Below are 25,113 nucleotides of genomic sequence, written 5' to 3' on the forward strand. Positions count from 1 at the left end.
CCCATTCTGTCGTGCGCAGCCGGTGCGAGGGCGAATGTTACGCGCTGCGTCCGCCCCCGCACCGCACCGTCTAGGCGTTCGCGGTCGACTCGGCCACGACCTTGCGAGCCGCAGCGAATCCCTGCTCCAAATCGGCCTTGATGTCGTCGATGTGCTCGAGGCCCACCGACAGACGCACGAGCCCGGGCGTGACGCCCGCCGTCAGCTGCTGCTCGGGTGTCAGCTGCGAGTGCGTCGTCGAGGCCGGGTGGATGATCAGGCTGCGCACGTCGCCGATATTGGCGACGTGGCTGAAGAGCTCGACGTTCTCCACGACCGCGCGGCCTGCGTCGACCCCGCCCTTGAGCTCGAACGCGAGCACCGCTCCCACGCCCTTCGGTGCGTAGCGGTTCGCTGCGGCGTACCACGGGCTCGACGGCAGGCCCGAGTAGTAGACCGTCGCGACGTCATCGTGGGAATCGAGCCACTCAGCCACCTCCTGGGCGTTCTGCACGTGGCGCTCGACGCGGAGCGACAGCGTCTCGATGCCCTGCAGCAGGAGCCAGGCGCTGAGCGGGGCGATCGACGCCCCGAGGTCGCGCAGCAGCTGCACCCGCGCCTTGATGATGTACGCGATCGCGTCGCCGACGGCTCCCGTGTAGCTGACGCCGTTGTACGAGGGGTCGGGCTCCGTCAGCCCGGGGAACTTGTCGGCGTGCTGCGACCACTCGAAGACGCCTCCGTCGACGATCACGCCTCCGAGGGTCGTGCCGTGCCCGCCGAGGAACTTCGTGGCGGAGTGCAGCACGATGTCCGCGCCGTGCTCGAACGGGCGCACCAGGTACGGGCTCGCTACGGTGTTGTCGATGATGAGCGGCAGGCTGTTCTCGTGGGCGACATCGGCGACCGCACGGATGTCGAGCACGTTGGAGCGCGGGTTCGCGATCGACTCGGCGAAGAAGAGCTTGGTGTTGGGGCGGACGGCGCGCTGCCACGCTGCGGGGTCGTCCTGATCCTCGACGAAGGTGACTTCGATGCCGAGCTTCGCGAGCGAGTACTTGAACAGGTTGTACGTGCCGCCGTAGATCGACGCCGACGACACGATGTGATCACCCGAGTTCGCGATGTTCAGCACGGCGAACGTCGACGCCGCCTGCCCGCTCGCGAGCAGCAGCGCGCCGCTTCCGCCCTCGAGCGCGGCGATGCGCTCTTCGACGACGGCCTGGGTCGGGTTCGTGATGCGGGTGTAGATCGGGCCGAGCTCCGCGAGCGCGAATCGGTTCGCAGCCTGGGTCGTGTCGTCGAACACGAACGAGGTGGTCTGGTGGATCGGAACGGCGCGAGCCCCGGTCTCGTCGGGCTGCTGGCCCGAGTGGATCTGCCGGGTTTCGAATCCCCAGGCGCTCTGGTCGGTCATGATGACTCCTCGGTGAGTAGATTGCGATGTGCGAGTGAAGCTGCGGTGCGAGATGAAGTTGCGGTGCGGTCCGAGCGTACGAGACGCGTGCCGCGGCGGCAACGGAGCGAGTCGTATTGCGTAACGTGATTCGCGCCTCGTCAGCGCGCGTCGACCCGTCTGTTGCGAGCCGCGACGCCTCGCTAGGCTCGGAGCACGTACTGCCGAGCGGAAGAGGAACGCATGCAACGTCGGGTCGTGGTCACAGGGGCGAGTTCCGGAATCGGAGCGGCGACGGTGCGCAGGTTCGCGGAGCTCGGCTGGGAGACCGTCGCCGTTGCGCGGCGGCTCGACCGTCTCGAGGCGCTCGCCGCCGAAACCGGTGCGCGAGCGATCGCGTGCGACGTGACGGATGAAGCGCAGGTCGCCGGCCTCGCGGCCGAGGTGGCGGACAGCGGAGGGGCGACCGGGCTCGTGAACAATGCCGGGGGCGCCTGGGGCACCGAATCCGTCGAACACGCCTCGAATGCCGACTGGCGCCGTATGTTCGAGGTGAACGTGATCGGATTGCGCTCGGTGACGGCGGCACTCCTGCCGGTGCTGCGCGAGGGCGCGCGGCAGTCGGGATGGGCGTCGATCCTCAACCTGACGTCGACGGCCGGGCATGACGCGTACCCCGGCGGGGGCGGGTACAACGCCGCCAAATACGCGGCGCACGCCGTGACGCAGGTGCTGCGCCTGGAGCTCGGAGGCGAGCCGATCCGGGTCATGGAGCTGGCACCGGGACTCGTGCACACCGAGGAGTTCACGCTGAACCGGCTCCGAGGGGACGCGGAGGCGGCGCAGAGACCGTACGCGGACGTGATCCCGTTGCAAGCGGAGGACGTGGCGCGGGTGCTGGTCGGCGCCTTCGAGCAGCCTCCGCACGTGAATCAAGACCTCATCGTGCTCAGGCCGGTCGCGCAGACGAGCGTGTTCCACACGCACCGGGGCGAGCTCGCAGCGCGGGACGACTGACCGGTGCGCCCGCTTTCGACCGACGGCATGGCGACCGACTGGGCGACGGCCCTCGACCCCGTCGCGGAGCAGTTGGCCGCCGTCGAGCGCTTCGTGCAGTCGGAGCGCGCCGCCGGCGTCGAGGTGCTCCCGAGCCCCGATCGCGTGCTCGCGGCGTTCGAGCGGCCGATGGCGGACGTCCGGGTGCTCATCGTCGGGCAGGATCCGTACCCCACCCCGGGGCATCCGATCGGACTGTCGTTCGCGACGTCCGCCGATGTGCGCCCCATCCCGCGGAGCCTCAGGAACATCTACCGGGAGCTCGCAGACGACCTCGGCGTTCCGCCGGCCGAGCACGGGGATCTCACCGCGTGGGCCGATCGCGGCGTGCTGCTGCTCAACCGCGTGCTCACGGTGCGCGCCGGTGACGCCGGTTCCCACCAGCGGAAGGGCTGGGAACAGATCACCGCTCACGCGATCACGGCGCTCGCCGAGCGGGGCGGGCCGCTCGTCGCGATCCTGTGGGGGAAGCCAGCCCAGACGCTCGGGGCCCTGCTCGACGGAGTGCCCTGCATCGAGAGCGCGCATCCGTCCCCCCTCTCGGCGTCGCGCGGGTTCTTCGGCTCCCGCCCCTTCAGCCGTGCGAACGCTGCGCTCCGGATGCAGGGCGCCGAACCAGTCGACTGGTCCGTGCCCCCGGTCGAGCCAGCGCTCTTCTAGCGCTCGGCGGGGACCACTCCGATGGGCTCGGTCTGATCGACGAGGTGGTACGGCTGACGCCCGTCGCCGCGCACCCACGCGAAGTAGCACGCGGTCACACCGGCGACCCAGACGAGTCCCACCCACAGCGCCGGGCGCGAGTCGGGAACGATTCCGACGAGCACGATGACGCCCACGATGAACGCGACCGTGAGCCACGATGCGACCGGCCACAGGGGCACCGGGAACTCGCTGGGGAGCCGGTGCTCGCGCGCGATCTCCGCCTTCATGCGGATGTGGGCGACGAGAATCACGAGCCAAACCAGCACCGTCGCGAACGTGGCGAGCGCTCCGAGCAGGAAGAGCACTTGGTCGGGGTAGAAGAAGTTGAGCACGACACCGACGAGCAGGCCGATGATCATCGTGAGCACCGTCATGATGGGTACGCCGTTGCGCGTCGTGCGTGTGAATGATCGGGGAGCCTGGCCCTGTTCGGCGAGACCGTGCAGCATGCGACCCGCACCGAAGATGTCGGCGTTCATGGCTGAGAGCGCCGCGGTGATGAGGATCACGTTGAACACGGCTGCCGCGGCCTGGAACCCGATCGACTCGAAGATCGAGACGAACGGGCTCGTCTCGCCGGTGATGTCGACCCAGGGCTGGATGCACATGATCACCCCGAGGGTCAGCACGTAGAAGAGCAGGATCCGGATCGGCACCGAGTTGATCGCCTTCGGGAGCACCTGCTTCGGGTTCTGGGCTTCGCCGGCGGTGACGCCGATGATCTCGATGCCGCCGAAGGCGAACATCACGATCGTGAACGAAGCGATCACACCCCAGATGCCGTGCGGCATGAACCCGCCGTGCTCGACCAGGTTCTGCGGTCCCATCTGATCGTGGCCGGCGACGCCGAAGCCGAACAGGATGACGGCGACGCCCGCGACGATCAGCGCGACGATCGCGACGATCTTCACGAGCGCGAACCAGAACTCGAGTTCGCCGAAGACGCGGACGCCGAGCAGGTTGATGGCCGCGATGAAGCAGACGACGGCCAACACCCACACCCACTGCGACACGTCGGGGAACCAGAACCGCATGTAGACGCCGATCGCGGTCGCGTCGAAGACCGCGACGAGGAACATCTCGAATGCGAAGGTCCAACCGACGAGGAAGCCGGCGAACGGGTGGATGTAGCGCGACGCGTACTGGCCGAACGATCCCGACACCGGGTGCCGCACGACCATCTCGCCGAGCGCCCGCATCACCATGAATACGGCGGCGCCGCCGATGATGTAGGCGATGAGCACCGACGGGCCCGCGGTCTGGATCGCGCCGGAGGAGCCCATGAAGAGCCCCGTGCCGATCGCTGAGCCGAGGGCCATGAACCTGATGTGCCGAGCGGTGAGGCCGCGCCGGAGGCCGGAATCGGTCGTGGTCATGAAGAACATCCTTTCGTCGTCGAACGGATTCTGTGGAATCGGGCGCACTCGACGGACCCGTGTCGCGGGGAGTGCTGCCGTGCGGGAGGGCGGGGGGGGGGGCTACCGACCGAGCCGTCGTGCGAGCCCGGCCGCGGCTTCGAGCACGAGCAGGGCGGCGAGTCGCACGGTGCGACCGTCGGGTGCGTCTGCGGCGGCGTCGACCTCCGCGATGTCGATGCCGCGCACGCGCGGATCGGCTGCGAGCAGTCGGGCTGCACGACGGATCTCGTGCGCCTGCAGGCCGCCAGGGATGGAGGCCGGGCAGCCGGGAGCGACGGAGCGATCGCACACGTCGACGTCGAGATCGACGTGCACCGGCCCGCCTCCTGCGCCTGCGATGTCGAGCGCCTCTGCGATGACGTCGGGCATGGGTCGGTCGTGGAGCTCATCGCGATGGATCACCGTCACGCCGAGCTCCTTCGCGCGTCGTCGATACGCACGGGAGTTCGCGAAGTCGGCGATCCCCACCTGGACGATGCGCCGCGGGTCGAGACCCGCCTCGATGAGGCGACGCACCGGCGACCCGTTGCTGCGACCGTCTCTGAGGTCGTGATGCGCGTCGAAGGTGATGAGGCCCGCCTGGGGGAGGTCGGATCCCGCGATGCCGAGTGCGGCGGGCACGGTCAGCGCGTTGTCACCGCCGAGCGCGACGACGAGTTCGGTGCGAGCGGCGAGAGCCGCGATCGCCGACGCCGCCGCGAGCTCTCCGTCTTCGGTGTCGGGATCGACGCAGTCGCCCGCGTCGACGATGCGCAGGGCCTCGTCGAGCACGATCTCGGACTCGTCGCCGCGATCGTCGGGCAGTGCGGATCCGACGATGTGGCTCGAATACCGCTGCAGCGCTTCGCGCACCGCTGCGGGGGTCTCGTGCGCGTTCGACGGCGAGAGCGAGGTGCGCGAGGTCGGTACGCCGATGAGTGCGAGATCCGCCGGTCCATCGGGGTCGGGAGACGGCCATCCTCCCGTGCGCGGCCAGGACGGATCGTGCGGCAGACCGGGTGCCATGGGCGTCTCCTCGTGATCGTAGGGGTGCTGCGACGCACCGCGCGAGCAGCGGTGCTGCTTCCCAGTGTGGAGCGTCTCCCTGCTCTCGCGCAGCACGAGGAGCGAGCTGCGCGTCCGGGATCCCGGATCGAGACGACGTCCGGGATCCCGGACACCGATGGACTGCCCGAGCTGGCCGCGGTGCCGCTCGTGCGGTGGGATCGATGCATGACAGCTTCCCACCCAGCGACCGTCGTGCTCGGCGACGCTCCGCTCACCGTCGCCGACGTCGTATCGGTTGCCCGCCACGATGCACGGATCACCATCTCCGACTCCAGCCGCCAGCGCGTCGCGGCGAGCCGCAGGGTCATCGAGGATCTCGCGAACGACACTCGACCGCACTACGGGATCTCGACGGGGTTCGGTGCTCTCGCGAACGTCCAGATTCCCGTGGAGAAGCGTCAGCAACTGCAGCGGAGCCTGATCCGATCGCATGCCGCCGGAACCGGCTCGGAGGTCGAGCGCGAAGTCGTCCGAGCATTGATGCTCCTGCGTCTGAACACGCTCGCGAGCGGTCGGACCGGCGTGCGCCTCGAAGTCGTCGAGACGTACGCCGCGATCATCAACGCCGGCATCACCCCGGTGGTGCACGAGTACGGCTCGCTCGGGTGCTCAGGAGATCTGAGCCCGCTCGCGCACTGCGCGCTCACGCTGATGGGGGAGGGCCACGTGCGCACGGCGGCAGAGCCCGACGGGCCCACCGTGCCGGCCGCGACCGCGCTCGCAGCGGCGGGCATCGAGCCGCTGGTGCTCGCCGAGAAGGAGGGGCTCGCGCTGATCAACGGCACCGACGGCATGCTCGGCATGCTCTGCCTCGCCCTCACCGACCTCGCCAGCCTGCTGACGATCGCGGATGTCTCGGCCGCAGCCTCCATCGAGGGACTCACGGGGACCGACGCCGTCTTCGCGGCGGATCTCCACGCGCTCCGTCCGCACCCCGGTCAGGCGACCTCGGCCGCGAACATGCTGCGCGTGCTCGAGAACTCCCAGCTGGTGCAGCGGCCGCGCGAGGGCGAGTTCACGCGCGTGCAAGACGCGTACTCGCTCCGATGCGCCCCTCAGGTGCACGGCGCCGCCCGAGACACCGCAGCGCACGCAGCCAGGGTCGCGAGCGTCGAACTCGTCTCGGCGATCGACAACCCGGTCGTCCTGCCCGACGGCCGCGTCGAATCGAACGGCAACTTCCACGGCGCACCCGTCGGCTACGTGCTCGACTTCCTCGCGATCGCCGTCGCCGACGTCGCGAGCATCTCGGAGCGCCGCACCGACCGCTTCCTTGACGTGGCGCGCAATCACGGCCTCCCGCCGTTCCTCGCGGCGGACGCTGGCCTCGACTCCGGTCTCATGATCGCGCAGTACACCGCGGCGGGGATCGTCTCCGAGCTCAAGCGGCTCGCCGCGCCGGCCTCGGTCGACTCGATCCCGTCATCGGCGATGCAGGAGGACCACGTCTCCATGGGCTGGGCGGCGGGCCGCAAGCTCCGGCGCTCCATCGACGGGCTCGCGCGGGTGCTCGGCATCGAGCTGCTCGCATCGACGCGCGCGCTCGACTTCCGTGCCGCCTCCGGTCTCGGCGAACCGGCGCCCGCGACGGCGGCGATCCACGCGCTCTTCCGCACCCGGATTCCCGCGCCGGAGACCGACACCTTCCTGTCTCCGACGATCACGGCCGCTCACGAGCTGATCGTGAGCGGAGCGGTGCACTCGGCGCTCACCGGGGCGCTCGGCGCGCCGCTCGACTGAGTCGCAGCGGACGCCGACCGGATAGGCTGCGGAGCGTGGGCACCCCGAAGGTTCCGGCCGCGGATCAGACGCTGCGGATCCTCAGCCTGCTCGCGGGCTCCCGCGGGCCGCTCGCGGCGAGCATGATCGCGAGCAAGCTCGATCTGCCTCGTTCCACGGTCTACCATCTGCTGGACGCGTTGCAGGAGCACGGGTTCGTGATGCACCTGCCGGAGGAGCGCCGTTTCGGTCTCGGTATCGCCGCAGTCGACCTCAGCTCGGCTTACGCGCGCCAGGAGCCGCTCGCGAGGATCGGGCGGCCCCTGCTCGCCGCGCTCGTCGATCGAGTGCGCCTGAGCGGCCACCTCGCGGTGCCCCATGGACGCGACGTGCTCTACGTGGTGGAGGAGCGCGCACCCGGCTCCCCGCCGCTCGTGACCGACGTCGATGTGCGGCTCCCCATGCAGCTCACGGCGAGCGGTCGGGCGATCCTCGCCGCGCTTCCGAAGGCGCAGGTGCGGGCGCTCTTCCCCGACCGCGAGTCCTTCGTCCACCGTCACGTCGACCCGGGCGGGATCGACCGGTACTCGAGGCTGCGGAGCGTGCTGGATGCGACGCGGACGCGCGGCTACGCGCTGGAGGAGGGCTCGGTGACGGCGGGGCTCTCCTCGATCGGGGTGCCGGTGCTGGATCACCGCGGGTGGCCCGTCGCGGCGATCGCGGTGACGTACCCGGAGGGCGCGGTCGAGCCGGAGGTCGCCGCGGCGCTCGCCTCAGAGGTGCACGCGGCGGCGGAGACGCTGTCGGCGAGGATCCACGGGCGCCGGGCTTCCTCGTGAATGGTGTAAACTCGGAGGCTGTACTTCGGCGAGGGGCCTGCGAGCCCGTGATCGACGCGGGACGGACTGCCTCAGCGGGCCATCTTGCTGCGTGATTTACGCAAGTGCGAGACACCAATCCGGCGGCCAGACCGCCCTCATTGGGCGAGAGCCCGCAAGGAGAAACCACTATGAGCGAGACCAGCCAGCTCGTCGGCCACGCACGCGAGAACTTCGGCAAGGGAGCGGCGCGCAAGCTTCGCGCCGCCGGTCAGACCCCGGCCGTCGTGTACGGTCACGGCACCGACCCGATCCACGTCGCGGTCGACACGCACCCGCTCAGCCTGATCATCCGTCAGGCGAACGCCCTGATCGAGCTCGACGTCGCCGGCGAGAAGCAGCTCGTGCTCGTCAAGGACGTGCAGAAGGATCCGGTGCGCCAGATCATCGAGCACGTCGACCTCATCGTGATCAAGCAGGGCGAGACCGTCGAGGTCGAGGTGCGCGTGCACGTCACCGGCGAGTCGTTCTCGGGTACGAACGCCCTGCAGGAGCTCAACAGCCTGCACCTGAGCGCTCCCGCGGCATCGATCCCCGACAGCGTCGAGGTCAGCGTCGAGGGTCTCGAGGAAGGCGCGCAGATCCACGCGGGCGACATCGAGCTCCCCGAGGGCGCGACGCTCCTCGGCGATCCCGAGCAGCTCGTCGTCAACATCGTCGTGCCGCGCGGCACCGCCGAGGACGAGGACGAGGCAGCAGAAGCAGCCGAGTAAGCTCCACACGATTACGGGCCCGTCGGCGCGGCGATGCGTCGCCGGCCGACGGGCCGTTCGTCTGTTGGGGCGAGTGTCGGCGGCGGCTGCGATGATGGACGCCGAAGGGGGAACGGATGTTGTGGAAGCGAAAGAAAGCGGAGGATCCCGTGTCGGATGACACTTGGCTCATCGTCGGTCTGGGCAACCCAGGGGCGAACTACGAGGCGACGCGGCACAATGTGGGGCAGATGGCGCTCGATGTGCTCGCCGCTCGCATCGGAGGCCGCTTCTCGTCGCATCGAGCCGGCGCACGCGTCGCCGAGGGGCGACTCCGCGCCGGGGGGCCGAAGCTCATCCTGGCCAAATCCAACGGTTTCATGAACACTTCGGGCGGGCCGACCTCTGCACTCGCGAAGTACTTCGCGATCCCGGCCGAGCGCGTCATCGTGCTCCACGACGAGCTCGACGTGCCGTTCGACACCGTCAAGCTCAAGCAGGGTGGCGGGCACGGCGGTCATAACGGCCTGCGCGACATCGCGAAGGCGCTCGACACCCCTGGCTTCCTGCGCGTGCGCATCGGCATCGGTCGTCCGCCGGGTCAGCAGGACCCCGCCGATTTCGTGCTGAAGCCGTTCGCGACGTCGGAGCGCAGCGCGCTCCCCGTCCTGCTCGAGGATGCCGCCGACGCGGCCGAGTCCCTCGTCGACGAGGGGCTGCTCGCCGCTCAGCAGCGCTTCCACGGTCGGAGCGCCCAGTGACGCTGCGGGGGCTCGACCGTCTGCTCGAGTCGTCAGAGTCGTTCGCGGCCGCACTGGATGCCAGCTCGACCGACACGGAATTCTCGATCGCCGAGGGATTGCGCGCACCGCTCATCGCCGGGTTGCTCCGCAGACGCCGCGCCGCCGGCGACCGCGGCGCGCTGCTCGTGATTGCAGCGACCAGCCGCGAGGCCGACGCGATCCGCTCGGCCCTGGCATCGCTCCTCCCCGAAGCGATCACGACCGAGTTCCCCGCGTGGGAGACGCTCCCGCATGAGCGACTCAGCCCGAGCGCGGAGACGGTCGGCCGCCGAGCTGAGTCTCTGCGGCTGCTCCGCGAGTACGACGGCGAGGTGCCGCTCGTGATCGTCGCATCGGTCCGCGCCGCGCTGCAGCCGGTGTCGCCGCACGCCGCCACCGCCGAGCCCATCGAGCTGACCTCGGGGCGCACCACGAAGGGTCTCGATCCCATCGCGCGGCGCCTCGTCGAGTACGCCTACACGCGTGTCGACATGGTGACGCGACGCGGCGAATTCGCGGTCCGCGGTGGGATTCTCGACGTCTTCCCGCCGACCGCGGATCAGGCGGTGCGCGTCGATTTCTTCGGCGACGAGATCGATCAGATCAGGCGCTTCGCGGTCTCCGATCAGCGCAGCGCAGGCGATCCGCTCGATGCGATCGAGCTCTGGCCGGCGCGCGAGCTGCTGCTCACCGACGATGTGCGCGAGCGCGCTGCGGCGCTGCTGCCACGCTTCCCGGCACTCGGATCGCTGCTCGAGAAGATGAGCGAGGGCATCGCCGTCGAGGGCATGGAGAGCCTTCTGCCGCAACTCGTTCCAGGCCTTGCGCCCATCACCTCCCTGCTTCCGGAGGGCGGTGCCGTCCTCGTCGTCTCACCGGAGCGCGTTGCCAGCCGCTCCGTCAGCCTCGCCGATACGAATCGAGAGTTCCTCGAAGCCGCATGGCAGGCGGCGACCGCTGGAGCCGATGCGCCGGTGCCCGTCGAAGACAGCGGCATGCTGGCCCTCGGAGAGCTGCGCGCAGCCTCGCAGGGGAGGCCGTGGTGGTCGGTCTCCAATTTCGTGCGTGACGAAGCGGGCGCTGGCGGCGTCGATGCGGCCGTGCCCGGCGACCCAGCGGTGATCGCCGTGCAGGGCGGTGCTTTCCCCAAGCCATTGCAGGCGGGCGACGCGACGGGCGCGGCGATACGACTGATCGGCGAGCGGCTGCGAGACGGATGGCACGCGGTCGTCTCCGCTCAGGGTGTCGGCCTCGTGGAGCGCGCGCGCGACGTGCTCGCCGACGCCGGAGCTGCCGCGCGCATCGTCGACGAACTGCCGGAGGCCTGGGAGGACGGCATCGTCTACCTCGTCACAGGCACCGCCTGGTCGGGCTTCGAAAGCGCCGAAGCCCGCCTGCTGCTGGCGACCGAGGCCGAGTTCTTCGGGCGATCGGCAGGATCGCAGGCCGGTTCCTCGCAGAAGCTCGCGAAGCGCCGCGGCAAGAACGTCGTGGATCCTCTGAAGCTCGTCGCCGGCGACTACGTCGTGCACGAGACGCACGGCATCGGGCAGTTCGTCGAGCTGACGCAGCGCATGGTTCCCACTGGCATCGGGCGCGACGCGACGAAGGCGCTGCGCGAGTATCTCGTGCTCGAGTACTCATCGACGAAGCGGGGAATGCCCCGCGACAAGCTCTACGTGCCCACCGACCAGCTGGACCAGCTCTCTCGATACGTCGGGGGCGAGGCGCCGACCCTCTCGAAAATGGGCGGCAGCGACTGGGCGACTGCCAAGAAGAAGGCGCGCAAGGCGGTGCGCGACATCGCAGTGGAGCTGGTGAAGCTCTATTCGGCGCGCGTCGCATCGAAGGGCTTCGCGTTCTCCTCCGATACGCCGTGGCAGCACGAGCTCGAAGAAGCGTTCCCCTACGCCGAGACCCTCGATCAGCTGACCACGATCGACGAGGTCAAACGGGACATGGAGCGCACGATCCCGATGGATCGCCTCATCGCGGGCGATGTCGGCTTCGGCAAGACCGAGGTGGCCGTGCGGGCAGCCTTCAAGGCTGTGCAGGACGGCAAGCAGGTCGCGATCCTCGTGCCGACCACGTTGCTCGTGACGCAGCACCTGGAGACCTTTCAGAATCGCTTCGCCGGCTTCCCCGTGCGCCTGCGTCCGCTCAGCCGATTCCAGTCCGACAAGGAATCGCGAGACACGATCGAGGGTCTCGCGGCGGGAACGGTGGACGTGGTCATCGGCACGCACCGGCTCCTCTCTGAGAACGTGCACTACAAAGACCTCGGGCTCGTCGTGATCGACGAGGAGCAGCGGTTCGGCGTCGAGCACAAGGACTCCCTGAAGAAGCTCAAGACGAACGTCGACATTCTCGCGATGAGCGCCACCCCGATCCCGCGCACGCTCGAGATGGCGGTAACCGGCATCCGCGAGATGTCGACGCTGGCGACCGCCCCTGAAGACCGCCATCCGATTCTCACGTTCGTCGGACCGCGGAGCGATAAGCAGATCACCGCCGCGATCCGGCGCGAACTGCTGCGCGAGGGGCAGGTCTTCTTCGTGCACAACCGCGTGCAATCGATCACGAGGGTCGCGAATCAGATCGCGGAGCTCGTGCCGGAGGCGCGCGTCGCGGTGGCGCACGGCAAGCTGGGCGAGCATCAGCTCGAGCAAGTGGTGCAAGACTTCTGGGAGCGCAAGTTCGACGTGCTCGTGTCGACGACGATCATCGAGACCGGCCTCGACATCGCGAACGCGAACACGATCATCATCGACAACGCCGACAAGTACGGCTTGAGCCAGTTGCACCAGCTGCGCGGGCGCGTCGGGCGCAGTCGTGAGCGCGCATACGCGTACTTCCTCTACGACCCGGACAAGCCGCTCACCGAGCACGCGCACGAGCGCCTCGACACCCTGGCGACGAACAACGAGCTCGGCTCGGGCATGCAAGTGGCCCTGAAAGACCTCGAGCTGCGCGGAGCCGGAAACCTGCTCGGCGGAGAGCAATCGGGTCACATCGCGGGCGTCGGGTTCGACTTGTACCTGCGCATGATCGGCGAGGCCGTGAGCTCGTTCAAGGGCGAGGAGATCTCTGGGACCACCGAACTGGTGCTCGAATTGCCCGTCGACGCGCACATCCCCGAGGAGTACGTGGAGAGCGAGCGGCTCCGACTCGAGGCGTATCAGAAGTTCTCCGCCGCTGCCCACCCGCAGGCGCCTGCCGAGCACGTATCACTCGTGCTCGAGGAGCTCACCGACCGCTACGGAGCGCCGCCGGTCGAGGTCGAACGCCTCGCCGCAGTATCGGCGCTGCGCCGTCGGGCGTCGCGCCTCGGTCTCGCGAAGGTCGTCGCCGCGGGCCCAGCGCTGCGCATCGAACCGGTCGAGCTGCTCGATTCCCGGCGCATGCGCATGAACCGGATGTACCCGGGCTCTCGCTACGTCGAGGCGTCGAAGAGCCTGCAGATCCCGCTTCCGGGTGGCACCGCGTCATCGCGCAGTCCGCTCTCCGGAGTGGGGCAGAAGCACGTGGGCGACGAAGACGACATCGTGGCCTGGACGGGGCGCGTGCTGGCGACCCTCCTCGAGGAGGAATCGCCCGCGGCTGGCTGAGAAGAACTCGCTGCGCGTGGTGCTGGCCGGGTGCCGGCCGCACACGCGCAGCGAGTGGACAAGACCGTGGTCTTGCGTTGATCGCGCGGTGGGTCAGCCCGCGGAGCAGACGTCGTTGAGCTCGGAGCTCGCGTCCATGAGCGTCGACTGGCTGTCCTGCAGCTTCGTCTGCAGCTCCTGCGACTGCTGCTGCAGCTCTTCGGACTTCGTCTGCAGCTCTTCGAGCTTCGCCTGGTTGGCGGGGTCGGTCATGTCGAGCTGCGACATCTCCTGAATCTCCTGCATCGCGGAGAGGTCGATGCCATCGAACGTCTCGACGAACGACTTGTACTCCGTCACGAAGTTGTCGAGCGGCCCCTTGACGTCCTCGTTGGTGACCTTGCCCTGAGTGTCCTCAAGCGCATCGACCACCGGGGTGAAGATCGCGGCGAAATCTGTCTCTTCACCCGACATCGCACTCTGCAGCGCCGACTGCGCGTCGGTCTGGGACTGCGCGACGACATCCGTCATCGAATCCTGAGCGATCTTGCAGGCGTCTGCAACGCTCTGTCCGCCCGAGCAGGAAGCAAGGCTGAGTGTCAGCGCGGCCGCGCCGAAAATGCCGGCGATCTTGAATAGCGACTTCGTATCCGTCATGAGATTCCCCCTCGTAAGCGTGGTTGCCCCGCCGATGTCCCCGGGGCCGCACCAGGCTATCAGGCGCTTTTCAGGGTCGCGGTGCCCGATAGGGTGGGTGAGTATGAGTACCGACGCAGCCGGTGATCCACGTCCGTTCGAAGCTCTGATCTCCACGGTGCGCCGCCTCGTCGCGCCGGGCGGCTGCGCGTGGCACGAGGTGCAGACGCACGAGTCGCTCACCCAGTTCCTCGTCGAGGAGACGGCCGAGTTCATCGATGCGGTCGAGCGCGAGCTGCCGCCTGCAGAGGTGCAGTCGGAGCTCGGCGACGTGCTGTACCAGGTCCTGTTTCACGCCGCGATCGCGGAGCGCGATTCGGAGGGATACGACTTCGACAGCATCGCTGCGGCGCTGAACGAGAAACTCGTGCGCCGGCATCCCCATGTCTTCGGGGATCGCGGCTACATGACGGTGGAAGAACTGCACGCCGAGTGGGAGCGACTCAAAGAGGATGCTGCTGGCGAGGAGCGGGGGTCGCGCGGCCCGCTCGAGGGCATCCCCGCTGGCATGCCGACTCTTGCCCGCGCCGCCAAGGTCATCGAGCGCCTGAAGCGGGCCGGCCTGATCGATCCGGGTGCGGGGGACGCGTACCCCGAGGATCCGCTCGCCGCGCTGATCGGTCCAGATGAGCAGCGACTGGCCGAATTCGGCATCGGTGATGCGATGCTCGCGATGCTGATGCGGGCGAATCGCGCTGGAGTGGATCCCGACCGCGCGCTCAGACTCGCGATCGATCGTCTCACGGCGCGCGTGCTGCACGACGACCGGTGACGCGCCGCCTTCAGACGAGGAAGCCCAGCGACCGTGCACGCGACACGGCAGCGTGCCGGGTCGACGCGTCGAGCTTCGTCATGGCCGCATTGAGATAGCTCTTGATGGTGTTCTCGGTGAGACCCAGCATCTCGCCGGTCTCCGCGTTCGTCGCGCCGAGCGCGACCTGCGTGAGCGTATCGATCTCCCGCGGAGAGAGCTGGACCGGCACCCGGACTCGGGCGTGATGCCCTGGAGCCAGGGGAGCCGCCGAAAGCCCTGTGAGCTGCCGCTCGACGTCGAGGAGTCGTTCGCGCAGCCTCGGAGTGGGAGCCTCCGCGATCGCTCCGCGAAGTCCGGCGTGGACGGTGCGCAGCGTCTCGACCATCGCGGGCGGGAGGTGCGGGAGGTGCGGGGGGAGCGGGAGGAGCTGAGATCGGTCGGAGGTCCAGTCACTCGCACGGGCGCCGCCTCGCGCCTTGACGCGCCGAGCGACCTCATCCTCGATGCGCAACTCGCGCGAGAGATCCCGCGCAACACCGGCGGCGATGCGCGCGAAGTTCGTTCCCGGCATCATCGACCGGCGCGTTCCCCCGTACAGCACGGCACGCGCCTCGCCGTCGACCAGCACGGGCATCGCGAACAGTCCGACGATGCGCTCGCCGCGGATGTGCGCATCGTACTCGTGCGTGATCTGCCGGCTCGCCACGTAGTCCGCGGCGATCCGCGGTCGACGCTCGCGCAGCGCCCGCCCGCCGAGGCCCTGGTCCGTGCGCACGAGCACGCCCTCATTCGCGTCGTTCGCGGCACCGGAGATCGCGGTGAGCATCGTCACTCCGGCTCGCTCCAATCCGCCGAAGGCGACGTCGAACCGGGTCTCTCGAGCGAACGCGTCCACTGCTTCGCGCAAGATGCGCTGCACGTGATCCTCATCCATTCGTTGCACGAGTTCTACCCACTTTCGGAGGTAGCTCACGCTAACACTCGTTTTCTAGGATCAGCATGAGTCGTCGCAGCGCTGCGACGAGGAAACTTGAGTTCAAGGGAGAAACGAGTGACCGAATCAGCATCTACGCATGAAAATCAGTGGGAGCCCGTCGATTACGTCGCATTTCAGGCCAGACCCGACTTCCGGGAGCTGAAGCACCGGTTCCGCAGCTTCGTCTTCCCGCTCGCGGTCGCCTTCATGCTCTGGTTCCTGCTCTACGTGGTGCTCGCCGCATTCGCGCACGATCTCATGGCGGCACCCCTGCTCGGGATGAACGTGGGGCTCTGGCTCGGGCTCGCGCAATTCGTCACGACGTTCGCGATCACGATGGCGTACGTGCGGTTCGCGAACCGCAGGCTCGACCCGCGCACCACGGCGCTCCGGTCCGAACTCGAGGCGCTCGAGAGGCTCGAGGGGGACGCCCGATGATCGCGACGATCCTCCCCGCTCAGGCGACCGGCGCCGAGCAGAACCCGGTGCTCAACATCGCCATCTTCCTCGCATTCGTCGCGGTGACGATGGTGATCGTCATCCGCGCGAGCCGCGACAACAAGAGCGCCGCCGACTTCTACGCGGGAGGGCGCTCGTTCTCGGGTCGCCAGAACGGTGTGGCCATCGCCGGCGACTACCTCTCCGCGGCGTCGTTCCTCGGCATCGTCGGAGCGATCGCGATCAACGGGTACGACGGATTTCTCTACTCGATCGGGTTCCTGGTCGCCTGGTTGGTCGCCCTGCTGCTCGTCGCGGAACTCATGCGCAACACCGCGAAGTTCACGATGGCCGACGTGCTCTCGTTCAGGCTGCAGCAACGCCCCGTGCGCATGGCGGCGGCGCTGACCACGCTGGCCGTGTCGTTCTTCTACCTCCTCGCCCAGATGGCGGGAGCCGGCGGCCTCGTCTCGCTGCTCCTCGGAGTCAGCGACGCACTGGGCCAATCACTGGTGATCGCCGTCGTCGGCGTCGTCATGATCTGCTACGTGCTCATCGGGGGGATGAAGGGGACGACCTGGGTGCAGATCATCAAGGCAGTGCTGCTCATCGCCGGAGCGGCCGCTATGACGATCTGGGTCCTCGCGCTCAAGGGCTTCAACTTCGCCGCCGTGCTCGATGCGGCCGTGCAGCACCCCGAGAACGCGAACGGTGCCGCGATTCTCGCGCCCGGGCTGCAGTACGGCGCCAACCCGATCGACTTCGTCTCGCTCGCGCTCGCCCTGGTGCTCGGCACTGCTGGTCTCCCGCACGTCCTCATGCGCTTCTACACGGTGCCGACGGCCAAGGATGCGCGGAAATCAGTCGTCTGGGCGATCTGGCTGATCGGCATCTTCTACCTGTTCACGCTGGTGCTCGGCTACGGTGCGGCCGCGCTGGTCGGCCCCGAGACCATCGCCAATGCGCCCGGAGGCCAGAACTCCGCCGCACCGCTGCTCGCAGCAGAACTCGGCGGGCCCCTGCTGCTCGGGTTCATCTCGGCCGTGGCCTTCGCGACGATCCTCGCCGTGGTCGCCGGCCTCACGATCACCGCATCGGCTTCATTTGCGCACGACATCTACAACAGCGTGCTGAAGAAGGGACGCGCGTCGGCGAAGCAGGAGGTGAAGGTCGCCCGCGTCACGACGCTCGTGATCGGCGCTGCGGCGATCCTCGGCGGGATCGGGGTGCAGGGGCAGAACGTCGCCTTCCTCGTCGCGCTCGCGTTCGCGGTCGCAGCTTCCGCGAACCTGCCGACCATTCTGTACTCGCTCTTCTGGTCGAAGTTCACCACCCGCGGCGCCGTCTGGTCGATGGTCGGCGGCCTGCTCTCGGCGGTCGTGCTCATCGCGTTCTCTCCGGTCGTCTCGGGGTCGGAGACCGCCATGCTCGGGGCCGACGTGGACTTCGCGATCTTCCCGCTGCAGAACCCCGGCATCGTGTCGATTCCTCTCGGCTTCCTGCTCGGCTGGCTCGGCTCTGTGACGAGTTCGCGGAAGGAGTCGAAGAAGCTGGCTGCAGAGATGGAGGTGCGCGCGCTGACCGGATACGGCGCCGAGCCGCCCGTGCAGCACTGAGCGCCTCGCCAGGCGGCGGGCGAGCGAGTGCGAGCCGTGGAAGAATGGTGAACCATGGCCCAACCCGTGAACCCGCCGCGCGGCATGCGCGATTTCCTTCCCGCCGACAAGGCGCGTCGCGAGCACGCGCTCGGGATCATCAGGGGCGTCTACCGCTCCCACGGCTTCGACGAGATCGAGACGCCCGTGGTCGAGGACTACGCGCGGCTGCACGCCGGGCTCGGAGGCGACAACGAGAAGTTGAGCTTCTCGATCCTGAAGCGCGGCATCCGCCCCGAGGCGCTCGCCGCAGCCGCTGAGGCCGGCGACGCGGAGCAGCTCGCCGATCTCGGCCTGCGTTTCGACCTCACGGTGCCGCTCACCCGGTTCTTCGCAACGCACCGCGCCGAGCTGCCGCCCGTGTTCCGCTCCATCCAGATCGCCCCGGTCTGGCGGGCCGAACGCCCGCAGAAAGGGCGCTACCGTCAGTTCGTGCAGGCCGATATCGACATCATCGGCGAATCCGGGCTGCTCGCGGAGATCGAGCTCATCACGGCGACCTCGCAGGCGCTCGCGGCACTCGGCCTCGCCGACTGCGTCATCCGCGTGAACGACCGGCGGATCCTCTTCGGTCTGCTCGCGCACTGCGGCTTCGCTGCCGAGACGCACGACCGGGCGCTGATCACCATTGACAAGCTCGACAAGATCGGTGCGAGTGGCGTCGTCGAGGAACTGCGCGAGATCGATCCGGATGCGGCCGACCGCATCGGTGCGGTGCTCGCGGGCGTCGAGCCGGCACTGAACGCGGATGGAGCGGGCTTCGGCATCCCGCTCACGCGTGAAGCCATCGCAGGCGTGCTGCCCGATGGGGCTGCTGAGGACGGTGTCGCGAGCCTCGCCGCGCTGGGGGAGGCGCTCGAGGGCGGGCTGCCGGAGGGCGTCGCCGTGCGCTTCGACCCGACGCTCGTGCGAGGCATGGGGTACTACACGGGGACCATCTTCGAGGTGGCGCACCCCGGGTCGGGCAGCTCGGTCGGCGGCGGGGGACGGTACGACGGCATGGTCGGCCGTTTCCTGGGGCAGGACGTGCCGGCCGTCGGGTTCTCCATCGGGTTCGAACGCGTCGTCGACCTGCTCGCACTGCCGGAGCCGACCGGACCCGACGCGGTGGCGCTCATCGCCGATGTCGACGTGGTCCCGGCGGATCTCCTGGCGTTGAAGCGCGCGCTCGTCGAGCGCGGGCACCGGGTGCGCCTCGAGAAGCGCCAGAAGAACATGAAGACGCTGCTCGCGCGGATCGCAGCAGACGGCTTCAGCCGCGTCGCCAACGTGCGGCCAGGGATGTCGGATCTCGGCGAACTGGAGTTCAGGCAGCTCGCCGACTGAGTCCGGACGGCGCCGAACAGCGGTGCTCGGTGAGAGATTCAGCGTCGGTGAGGTCGGATCGGGCCTGAACGTCTCACGGACGCCGCATCTCGGACGTTCCCGGAGCCTGCATCCGGCTGGCGCCTCGGCGGTGCTTCGCCTGCCGCCCCGCCGCGCCATGCAGCGCCCTGGCTCAGGCCCGCCTGCACGCTGACGGCCGTTTTGCGCCCCGGATCGCCAAGCCGCCGTGCCCTAGACTGGGGTGCGGCGGGCACGGCCCGCCGCACCCTTTGCTTGACCCGGCATCCGACCCCTTCAAGGAGCGCATAGTGGCATTTATCGACGCAGTGATCGCCCGAGAGATTCTCGATTCGCGTGGCAACCCGACCGTCGAGGTCGAGGTCGGCCTGACCGACGATTCTGTGGGCCGCGCCGCCGTTCCCTCGGGCGCTTCGACCGGAGCATTCGAAGCGTACGAGCTCCGCGACGGCGAAGATCGCTACCTCGGCAAGGGCGTCACCCGCGCCGTCGACGCCGTCTTCGACGAGCTCGCGCCCGCGATCGAGGGCCTCGCCGCCGACGATCAGCGCATCATCGACGCGACGCTGAAGGAGATCGACGGCACACCCAACAAGGAGCGCGTCGGGGCGAATGCCATCCTCGGCGTGAGTCTCGCCGTGGCGCACGCCGCCGCCTCCGCGGCTGAGCTGCCGCTCTACCGCTACCTGGGCGGCCCGAACGCGAGCACTCTCCCCGTGCCGCTCATGAACATCATCAACGGCGGCGCTCACGCCGACACGGGCGTCGATATCCAGGAATTCATGGCGGTGCCCCTCGGCGCCGAGACGTTCTCGGAGGGCCTCCGCTGGGGCGTCGAGGTCTACCACGCGCTGAAGGCGCTGCTCAAGGAGCAGGGCCTCGCAACCGCGCTCGGCGATGAGGGCGGATTCGCGCCCGACCTGCCGCACAATGCCGCCGCGCTCGACCTCATCGTCGAAGCCATCAAGCGCGCCGGGCTCGAACCGGGCCGTGACGTGGCGGTAGCGCTCGACGTGGCATCGACCGAGTTCTTCGAGAACGGCGTCTACACCTTCGAGGGGCAGCAGCGCAGCGCCGCTGAGATGTCGGCCTACTACGCCGACCTGCTCGAGCGGTACCCGCTCGTGTCGATCGAGGATCCGCTGGCCGAAGACGACTGGGAGGGGTGGAAGCACCTCACCGACGAACTCGGCGATCGCGTGCAGCTCGTGGGCGACGATCTCTTCGTCACGAACCCCGAGCGCCTCGCCGACGGGATCGCCCAGGGCGCGGCCAACTCGCTGCTCGTCAAGGTGAACCAGATCGGTACGCTCACCGAAACGCTCGACGCCGTGCAGCTCGCGCAGCGCTCCGGGTACACGGCGATCCTGTCGCACCGCTCGGGTGAGACCGAGGACGTGACGATCGCAGACCTCGCCGTCGCGACCGACTGCGGTCAGATCAAGACCGGTGCGCCGGCCCGCTCCGAGCGCGTGGCGAAGTACAACCAACTGCTGCGCATCGAGGAAGAGCTCGGCGGTGCGGCGAAGTACGCGGGTCGCGGGGCCTTCCCGCGCTTCACCGCGTAACCCGACCACCACTGAAAGACGACGACACGGTGAAGCGCTGGATCGATGATGTCGGAACGTGGGCCTCGAGCCTGCGGTTCAGCGGCTTCACCGTGGTCGTCGTCGTGCTCGTGCTCGCCGGAATCGTCATCGTGAGCCCGAGCCTCTCCACGTTCGTGCAGCAGCGGCGCGAGATCGCCGAACTCCGCGAGAGCGTGCGGCAGAGCCAGGAGGCGGTCAACGAGATCGACGCCGAGCGCGCGAAGTGGAAAGACCCGGTCTACGTCCGATCTCAAGCCCGAGACCGCTTGTTCTACGTCATGCCGGGGGAGACCCAGCTGAACGTCATCGATGACATCGTCATGCCCATCGAGTCGGACGAAGAGCCGGATCCCGAGCTGTCCCGCATGCCGAGCAACTGGGCCCGGAGCCTGTCAGCATCGTTCTTGAGCGCTGGCACGACGGATGCTCCTCCGGTGGAAGCGCCCGCTGACGCCCAGAACGAACCCGAACCCGACGGCGCTGACTCGACGACTGAATCCGTCGATCCCGCATCGCCCGAAGCCCCTGCCGAGGAGACACCGCAATGACCCGCCCGCCCTATCCTGAACCGACCGCAGCAGACATCGCCGCAGTGACCGAGCAACTCGGGCGCGAAGCGCGCGGAGTCGTGGGCATTGCGGCGCGCGCGTCGGACGGCAGCCCGGCGGTCGTCGCCACCGCGCCCCGGCTTCCCGACGGGTCTCCGTTCCCGACCTTCTACTACCTCTGCCACCCGGAAGCGGTCGCGGCCGCATCCCGCCTGGAAGCGGCGGGGGTGATGAACGAGTTCAACGAGCTACTGGCCAGCGACGAGGCGGTGCGCGAGCAGTATCAGCGCGCGCACGAGCAGTTCATCGCGGATCGCGACAGCGTCGGAGAGGTACCGGAAGTCGCGGGCGTGAGCTCCGGCGGCATGCCGACACGGGTGAAGTGCCTGCACGCGCTCATGGGCCACGCTCTCGCTGCCGGGCCGGGGGTCAATCCCATCGGTGACCTCGCGCTCGAGCGCAGCGGATGGACAGGCTGACGAGCACATCGGCGTTCTCGGGAGCTGAGAAAACGCGGTAAGCTTTCGATGCGGGTGTTTCGCCCGCTATTTTCTGTGCCCGCGGTGCGGGTCCGACCCTGATTGCTGCAAGGAGATCGCTTCGTGGCGAAGAAGATTCTGATCGTTGGTGGCGGCTATGCCGGCTTCTACACCGCATGGAAGCTCGAGAAGCTGCTTCGTGCGGGCGAGGCCGAGGTCACGATCGTCGATCCGCTGCCGTACATGGCGTACCTGCCGTTCCTTCCCGAGGTCGCCTCGGGATCGATCGAGCCGCGTCACGCGGTCGTGGCGCGCCGTCGCCACCTGGAGAGCACCGCGAACATCGCCGGTAAGGTGACCGCGATCTCGCACGCGACGAAGAGCGTGACCATCACGCCGAACGTGGGCGTACCGTTCGAGTTCGCCTACGACCACATCGTCGTGACGACCGGTTCGGTTTCGCGCACCTTCCCGATCGCCGGCATCGCCGACAACGCGATCGGCATGAAGACCATCGAAGAAGCGGTCGCCGTGCGCGATCGTCTCGTGGGCAACTTCGAGCGCGCCGCGACCCTGCCGAAGGGTTCCCCCGAGCGTGCTCGTCTGCTGACGGTCACCGTCGTCGGCGGCGGATTCGCGGGCATCGAGACGATCTCCGAGCTCCGTTCGTTCGCGACCGCATTGCTGCGCCGCTACCCCGAGATCTCGTTCGACGAGACGGTGTTCCACCTGGTCGAGGCCATGGGGCGGATCATGCCCGAGGTGTCGCAGGAGACCGCCGACTGGGTCGTCAAGGATCAGACGCGTCGCGGGGTGCAGATCCACCTCGATACGCAGCTCGCCTCGGCGCTGGACGGCAAGATCGAGCTGTCGACCGGTGAGAACTACGAGTCCGACCTCATCGTCTGGACCGCCGGCGTCATGCCTCGCCCGTTCCTGCGCGGAACGGATCTGCCGATCGGCCCCCGCGGGCACGTCATCGGCAGCCCCTCGCTGCGCATCACCACGGAAGACGGTGTCGCGCTCGAAGGCGCCTGGACCGCTGGCGACACGTCGCAGACCCCCGACATCTCAGCGACTCCCGGCCCCGGCGGCTTCTGCGTGCCCAACGCGCAGCACGCCGTTCGCCAGGGCAAGCTGCTCGCGAAGAACATCGTCGCCGACCTCCGCGGCGAGGGCATCGCAGAGTACAACCACAAGAACATGGGAGCCGTCGCCGGCCTCGGCGTCAACACCGGCGTGTTCCAGTCGGGCAAGTTCGCGATGAAGGGCTACTTCGCGTGGCTCGCTCACCGCTTCTACCACGGCCTCGCGATCCCCTCGTGGGAGCGCAAGTGGCGCGTGTTCGGCGGATGGGTCGGCCATTTCTTCCTCGGACGCGACACGGTCAACATCGAGGCCGTGCAGCAGCCGCGGGCGGTCTTCGAAGAGTTCGCCTCGCGACCCAAGGCCTGATCGAGCGCTCCACAACGAGAACCCCTGCAGCACGCGCTGCGGGGGTTCTCGCGTTACGGGGCAGGTGCTCTGCGCTCGCGCGGGACGGGAGTACCGGAGAACCGGACGAACCGCCAAAAGAGTGCGCTTACGAGGCGATAACTGCACTGAATGGGAGGTTCATCAAACCTCCGGGCCCTGCAGGGCCCGGGCCGGAGAGGACGAGAGCTCAGCTTTCGTCCTAATTCTCCGGGCCCTGTAGGGCCCGCGCCGGAGGCAGCGAAAGCGTCGCTTTCGCCTCAAGCCTCCGGGCCCCGTAGTGCCCGGGCCGGAGAAGACGAAAGCTCAGCTTTCGTCCTAATTCTCCGGACCCTGTAGGGCCCGCGCCGGAGGCAGCGAAAGCGTCGCTTTCGCCTCAAGCCTCCGGCGCATGCTTCGCCAGGAACTGGTACATCTCCGTGTCGTCGACGCCCGGGAACGTTCCCGTCGGCAACGGAGACAGCACGTGAGCGTGCATGCGGGCGCTCGGCCACGCCTTGCCCTCCCAGCGCGCCAACAGCTCGGGTTTCGGCGTGCGGCAGCACGCCGGATCCGGACACGTCGACACCTGGCGCTCCGTCGTATCCCGCCCACGGAACCACTTCGCATCATCGAAGGCGACCCCACACGCGATCGCGAACGGGCCCTGCTCGGCATCCCCGGTCTGCACGCTCGACCAGAACGTGCCGGCAGGCGTGTCGGTGTACTGGTAGAACTCGCTCGTACGGTTCGTGCGATTGAACGACGTGCGGCCACCCCACTTGTGGCAGAGCACTTCGCCCTCGATCGACCCGGTGTCGTCCGCGGGGTACGGCAGGCCATCGTTCTGGTAGCCGCGCACGATCGCCCCGGCTCCGTCCGCACGATAGTGGTGCGCTCGCAGGCCGAGATGCTGCGTGGCAAGGTTGGTGAATCGGTGCGAAGCGGCCTCGTGCGTGACGCCGAATGCGTCTCTGAAATCTTCGATCGCAAGGTTGCGATTGCGCTTGGCCTGCTGCAGAAACTCCACTGCCCCGGCCTCGGGGATCAGGCAGGCCGCCGCGAAGTAGTTGATCTGCAGGCGTTGCTCCAGAAACTCCGCGTAGCTCGCCGGTTCGGAGTGGCCGAGCACGCGGTGCGCCATCGCCTGCAGTGCCAGCGACCTCAGGCCGTGACCGCCCGGAATCGAGGCCGGCGGCAGATAGATGCGCCCGTTCTCGAGGTCGGTGATGCTGCGAGTGTTCGAGGGCAGGTCATCGACGAAGATGAGGTCGAAGCCCAGCAGCTCGGCGAGCATGGCGACCTCGCGGTGCGTGACGGCGCCGAGCGAATGACCGATGCGTCGCATCAGGTCGGAGGCCACGAGCTCGATGTCCTGAATGTAATTGTCGCGCGCCTGCATCTGCATGCGGATCGCGGTGTTCGCGCGCCGGGCCTCCTCTGACGTGGTCGCAGCCGCTCGGGATCGCCGGGCGAGTTCGCGGTGCAGTCCGACGAGGGCCTCCAACGTGTCGTCCGGCAAGGCGCGGGGTGTGCGCACGTGGGGGAGCCCGAGGCGGGTATATGTGGGAGCGGCCTGCGCGCGTTCGAGCTCGACCTCCCACGTGCTGCGGCGATCCGGAGCCTCGCGTTTGAGGAGCTCTGCGACTTCGATGCCCAGTTCGCGGGAGACGCTCTGCAGGAGCCCGAGCCGGGGTTCCCGCCGGCCGTTCTCGATGAGGGAGAGCTGGCTCGCGACGACGCCCACGCGCTCACCGAGCTGCTCGAGGGTGAGGCCCGCCTGGGTGCGGAAGTGTCTGATCCGCTTTCCAAGAATCAGGCGATCGAGTTCGGCCTCGTCGAATCCGGCGGTCACTGGGACTGGCTCAGCGTTCATCTCTTGACTATACGTCAAAAATGGCCAAATTTTCCAGCCAAAAGAGTGAA

21 protein-coding genes are annotated in these 25,113 nt (G+C 68.4%); 15 read left to right on the plus strand and 6 right to left on the minus strand.

Annotated features, from left to right (window positions below; translation table 11 throughout):
- Positions 1–70: 70 nt before the first annotated feature.
- Positions 71–1,396: a bifunctional o-acetylhomoserine/o-acetylserine sulfhydrylase gene (locus WFH23_RS01905; RefSeq protein WP_336661405.1), complete on the minus strand. Its 1,326-nt coding sequence runs from the start codon at positions 1,394–1,396 to the stop codon at positions 71–73.
- 222 nt (positions 1,397–1,618) lie between these two features.
- Between WFH23_RS01905 and WFH23_RS01910 the strand changes: the two genes are divergently transcribed.
- Together WFH23_RS01910 and WFH23_RS01915 are read left to right on the plus strand one after the other, a co-directional pair.
- Positions 1,619–2,392, plus strand: a complete 774-nt coding sequence (locus WFH23_RS01910; RefSeq protein ID WP_336661406.1) for an SDR family oxidoreductase — start codon at positions 1,619–1,621, stop codon at positions 2,390–2,392.
- A 27-nt stretch (positions 2,393–2,419) separates the two neighbouring features.
- On the plus strand, positions 2,420–3,091 hold the full coding sequence (locus WFH23_RS01915; protein ID WP_336661407.1) for a uracil-DNA glycosylase: 672 nt from the start codon (positions 2,420–2,422) through the stop codon (positions 3,089–3,091).
- On the opposite strand, the gene WFH23_RS01920 is transcribed toward WFH23_RS01915, so the two are convergent.
- Both WFH23_RS01920 and WFH23_RS01925 read right to left on the minus strand, forming a co-directional pair.
- On the minus strand, positions 3,088–4,509 hold the full coding sequence (locus tag WFH23_RS01920; protein ID WP_336661408.1) for an amino acid permease: 1,422 nt from the start codon (positions 4,507–4,509) through the stop codon (positions 3,088–3,090). The two genes, WFH23_RS01915 and WFH23_RS01920, sit on opposite strands and share 4 nt — an antisense overlap.
- Positions 4,510–4,611: 102 nt before the next feature.
- A complete protein-coding gene (locus tag WFH23_RS01925) occupies positions 4,612–5,556 on the minus strand; it encodes an arginase family protein (protein WP_090147620.1) in 945 nt (314 codons plus the stop codon).
- Positions 5,557–5,763: 207 nt separating this feature from the next.
- Between WFH23_RS01925 and hutH the strand changes: the two genes are divergently transcribed.
- The 5 genes from hutH to mfd all read left to right on the plus strand — a co-directional run bounded on the left by hutH (position 5,764) and on the right by mfd (position 13,277).
- On the plus strand, positions 5,764–7,338 hold the full coding sequence (gene hutH, locus WFH23_RS01930; RefSeq protein WP_336661662.1) for a histidine ammonia-lyase: 1,575 nt from the start codon (positions 5,764–5,766) through the stop codon (positions 7,336–7,338).
- A 35-nt stretch (positions 7,339–7,373) separates the two neighbouring features.
- Positions 7,374–8,156 (plus strand): IclR family transcriptional regulator domain-containing protein, encoded by a 783-nt coding sequence (locus WFH23_RS01935; RefSeq protein WP_200329654.1) that lies wholly within the window; start codon positions 7,374–7,376, stop codon positions 8,154–8,156.
- Positions 8,157–8,326: 170 nt separating this feature from the next.
- On the plus strand, positions 8,327–8,908 hold the full coding sequence (locus tag WFH23_RS01940; RefSeq protein WP_090147625.1) for a 50S ribosomal protein L25/general stress protein Ctc: 582 nt from the start codon (positions 8,327–8,329) through the stop codon (positions 8,906–8,908).
- 116 nt (positions 8,909–9,024) lie between these two features.
- Positions 9,025–9,648: an aminoacyl-tRNA hydrolase gene (gene pth, locus WFH23_RS01945; protein ID WP_336661409.1), complete on the plus strand. Its 624-nt coding sequence runs from the start codon at positions 9,025–9,027 to the stop codon at positions 9,646–9,648.
- The gene (mfd, locus tag WFH23_RS01950; protein WP_336661410.1) at positions 9,645–13,277 is read left to right on the plus strand and encodes a transcription-repair coupling factor; all 3,633 of its coding nucleotides are present in this window, start codon (positions 9,645–9,647) and stop codon (positions 13,275–13,277) included. Before pth ends, mfd begins: the two co-directional genes overlap by 4 nt.
- Positions 13,278–13,370: 93 nt before the next feature.
- On the opposite strand, the gene WFH23_RS01955 is transcribed toward mfd, so the two are convergent.
- Positions 13,371–13,913 (minus strand): hypothetical protein, encoded by a 543-nt coding sequence (locus WFH23_RS01955; protein WP_200329648.1) that lies wholly within the window; start codon positions 13,911–13,913, stop codon positions 13,371–13,373.
- A gap of 103 nt (positions 13,914–14,016) precedes the next feature.
- On the opposite strand from WFH23_RS01955, the gene WFH23_RS01960 reads away from it, so the two are divergent.
- Positions 14,017–14,724, plus strand: coding sequence for a MazG nucleotide pyrophosphohydrolase domain-containing protein (locus WFH23_RS01960; protein WP_336661411.1), 708 nt, complete (start codon positions 14,017–14,019; stop codon positions 14,722–14,724).
- Between the two features lie 10 nt (positions 14,725–14,734).
- Here WFH23_RS01960 and WFH23_RS01965 read toward each other — a convergent pair whose 3' ends face one another.
- Entirely contained in the window at positions 14,735–15,679 is a 945-nt protein-coding gene (locus WFH23_RS01965) for a LuxR C-terminal-related transcriptional regulator (protein ID WP_336661412.1), read from the minus strand.
- A 78-nt stretch (positions 15,680–15,757) separates the two neighbouring features.
- Here WFH23_RS01965 and WFH23_RS01970 point away from each other — a divergent pair, with 78 nt between their 5' ends.
- The 7 genes from WFH23_RS01970 to WFH23_RS02000 all read left to right on the plus strand — a co-directional run bounded on the left by WFH23_RS01970 (position 15,758) and on the right by WFH23_RS02000 (position 23,190).
- Positions 15,758–16,120 (plus strand): DUF485 domain-containing protein, encoded by a 363-nt coding sequence (locus tag WFH23_RS01970; protein WP_090147640.1) that lies wholly within the window; start codon positions 15,758–15,760, stop codon positions 16,118–16,120.
- Positions 16,117–17,736, plus strand: coding sequence for a solute symporter family protein (locus WFH23_RS01975; RefSeq protein WP_336661413.1), 1,620 nt, complete (start codon positions 16,117–16,119; stop codon positions 17,734–17,736). The genes WFH23_RS01970 and WFH23_RS01975 overlap by 4 nt, the downstream gene beginning before the upstream one ends.
- Positions 17,737–17,790: 54 nt before the next feature.
- Positions 17,791–19,101, plus strand: a complete 1,311-nt coding sequence (hisS, locus tag WFH23_RS01980; protein WP_336661414.1) for a histidine--tRNA ligase — start codon at positions 17,791–17,793, stop codon at positions 19,099–19,101.
- A 308-nt stretch (positions 19,102–19,409) separates the two neighbouring features.
- On the plus strand, positions 19,410–20,687 hold the full coding sequence (gene eno, locus WFH23_RS01985) for a phosphopyruvate hydratase (protein WP_090147645.1): 1,278 nt from the start codon (positions 19,410–19,412) through the stop codon (positions 20,685–20,687).
- Between the two features lie 29 nt (positions 20,688–20,716).
- Positions 20,717–21,256 carry an FtsB family cell division protein gene (locus WFH23_RS01990; protein WP_336661415.1) on the plus strand — a complete coding sequence of 180 codons (540 nt, stop codon included), beginning with the start codon at positions 20,717–20,719 and terminating at the stop codon, positions 21,254–21,256.
- The gene (locus WFH23_RS01995) at positions 21,253–21,735 is read left to right on the plus strand and encodes a DUF501 domain-containing protein (RefSeq protein WP_200329640.1); all 483 of its coding nucleotides are present in this window, start codon (positions 21,253–21,255) and stop codon (positions 21,733–21,735) included. Before WFH23_RS01990 ends, WFH23_RS01995 begins: the two co-directional genes overlap by 4 nt.
- 123 nt (positions 21,736–21,858) lie before the next feature.
- Positions 21,859–23,190 (plus strand): FAD-dependent oxidoreductase, encoded by a 1,332-nt coding sequence (locus WFH23_RS02000; RefSeq protein WP_200329638.1) that lies wholly within the window; start codon positions 21,859–21,861, stop codon positions 23,188–23,190.
- A 394-nt stretch (positions 23,191–23,584) separates the two neighbouring features.
- Here the strand turns inward: WFH23_RS02000 and WFH23_RS02005 are convergent, their stop codons facing one another.
- Entirely contained in the window at positions 23,585–25,063 is a 1,479-nt protein-coding gene (locus WFH23_RS02005) for a helix-turn-helix domain-containing protein (RefSeq protein ID WP_090147649.1), read from the minus strand.
- Between the last annotated feature and the right edge of the window lie 50 nt (positions 25,064–25,113).

Source organism: Leucobacter sp. USHLN154, assembly GCF_037145595.1.
In the GTDB taxonomy this organism is placed as follows: domain Bacteria; phylum Actinomycetota; class Actinomycetes; order Actinomycetales; family Microbacteriaceae; genus Leucobacter; species Leucobacter alluvii.

Excerpts from the sequence above, each read along its gene's own strand:
- WFH23_RS01915 (WP_336661407.1), top strand. The coding sequence starts at position 2,420 with ATGGCGACCGACTGGGCGACGGCCCTCGACCCCGTCGCGGAGCAGTTG.
- WFH23_RS01995 (WP_200329640.1), top strand. The coding sequence starts at position 21,253 with ATGACCCGCCCGCCCTATCCTGAACCGACCGCAGCAGACATCGCCGCA.
- WFH23_RS01920 (WP_336661408.1), bottom strand. The coding sequence starts at position 4,509 with ATGACCACGACCGATTCCGGCCTCCGGCGCGGCCTCACCGCTCGGCAC.
- WFH23_RS01940 (WP_090147625.1), top strand. The coding sequence starts at position 8,327 with ATGAGCGAGACCAGCCAGCTCGTCGGCCACGCACGCGAGAACTTCGGC.
- WFH23_RS01960 (WP_336661411.1), top strand. The coding sequence starts at position 14,017 with ATGAGTACCGACGCAGCCGGTGATCCACGTCCGTTCGAAGCTCTGATC.
- pth (WP_336661409.1), top strand. The coding sequence starts at position 9,025 with ATGTTGTGGAAGCGAAAGAAAGCGGAGGATCCCGTGTCGGATGACACT.
- WFH23_RS01910 (WP_336661406.1), top strand. The coding sequence starts at position 1,619 with ATGCAACGTCGGGTCGTGGTCACAGGGGCGAGTTCCGGAATCGGAGCG.
- hutH (WP_336661662.1), top strand. The coding sequence starts at position 5,764 with ATGACAGCTTCCCACCCAGCGACCGTCGTGCTCGGCGACGCTCCGCTC.
- WFH23_RS01955 (WP_200329648.1), bottom strand. The coding sequence starts at position 13,913 with ATGACGGATACGAAGTCGCTATTCAAGATCGCCGGCATTTTCGGCGCG.
- WFH23_RS02005 (WP_090147649.1), bottom strand. The coding sequence starts at position 25,063 with ATGAACGCTGAGCCAGTCCCAGTGACCGCCGGATTCGACGAGGCCGAA.
- WFH23_RS01925 (WP_090147620.1), bottom strand. The coding sequence starts at position 5,556 with ATGGCACCCGGTCTGCCGCACGATCCGTCCTGGCCGCGCACGGGAGGA.
- WFH23_RS01905 (WP_336661405.1), bottom strand. The coding sequence starts at position 1,396 with ATGACCGACCAGAGCGCCTGGGGATTCGAAACCCGGCAGATCCACTCG.
- hisS (WP_336661414.1), top strand. The coding sequence starts at position 17,791 with ATGGCCCAACCCGTGAACCCGCCGCGCGGCATGCGCGATTTCCTTCCC.
- WFH23_RS01975 (WP_336661413.1), top strand. The coding sequence starts at position 16,117 with ATGATCGCGACGATCCTCCCCGCTCAGGCGACCGGCGCCGAGCAGAAC.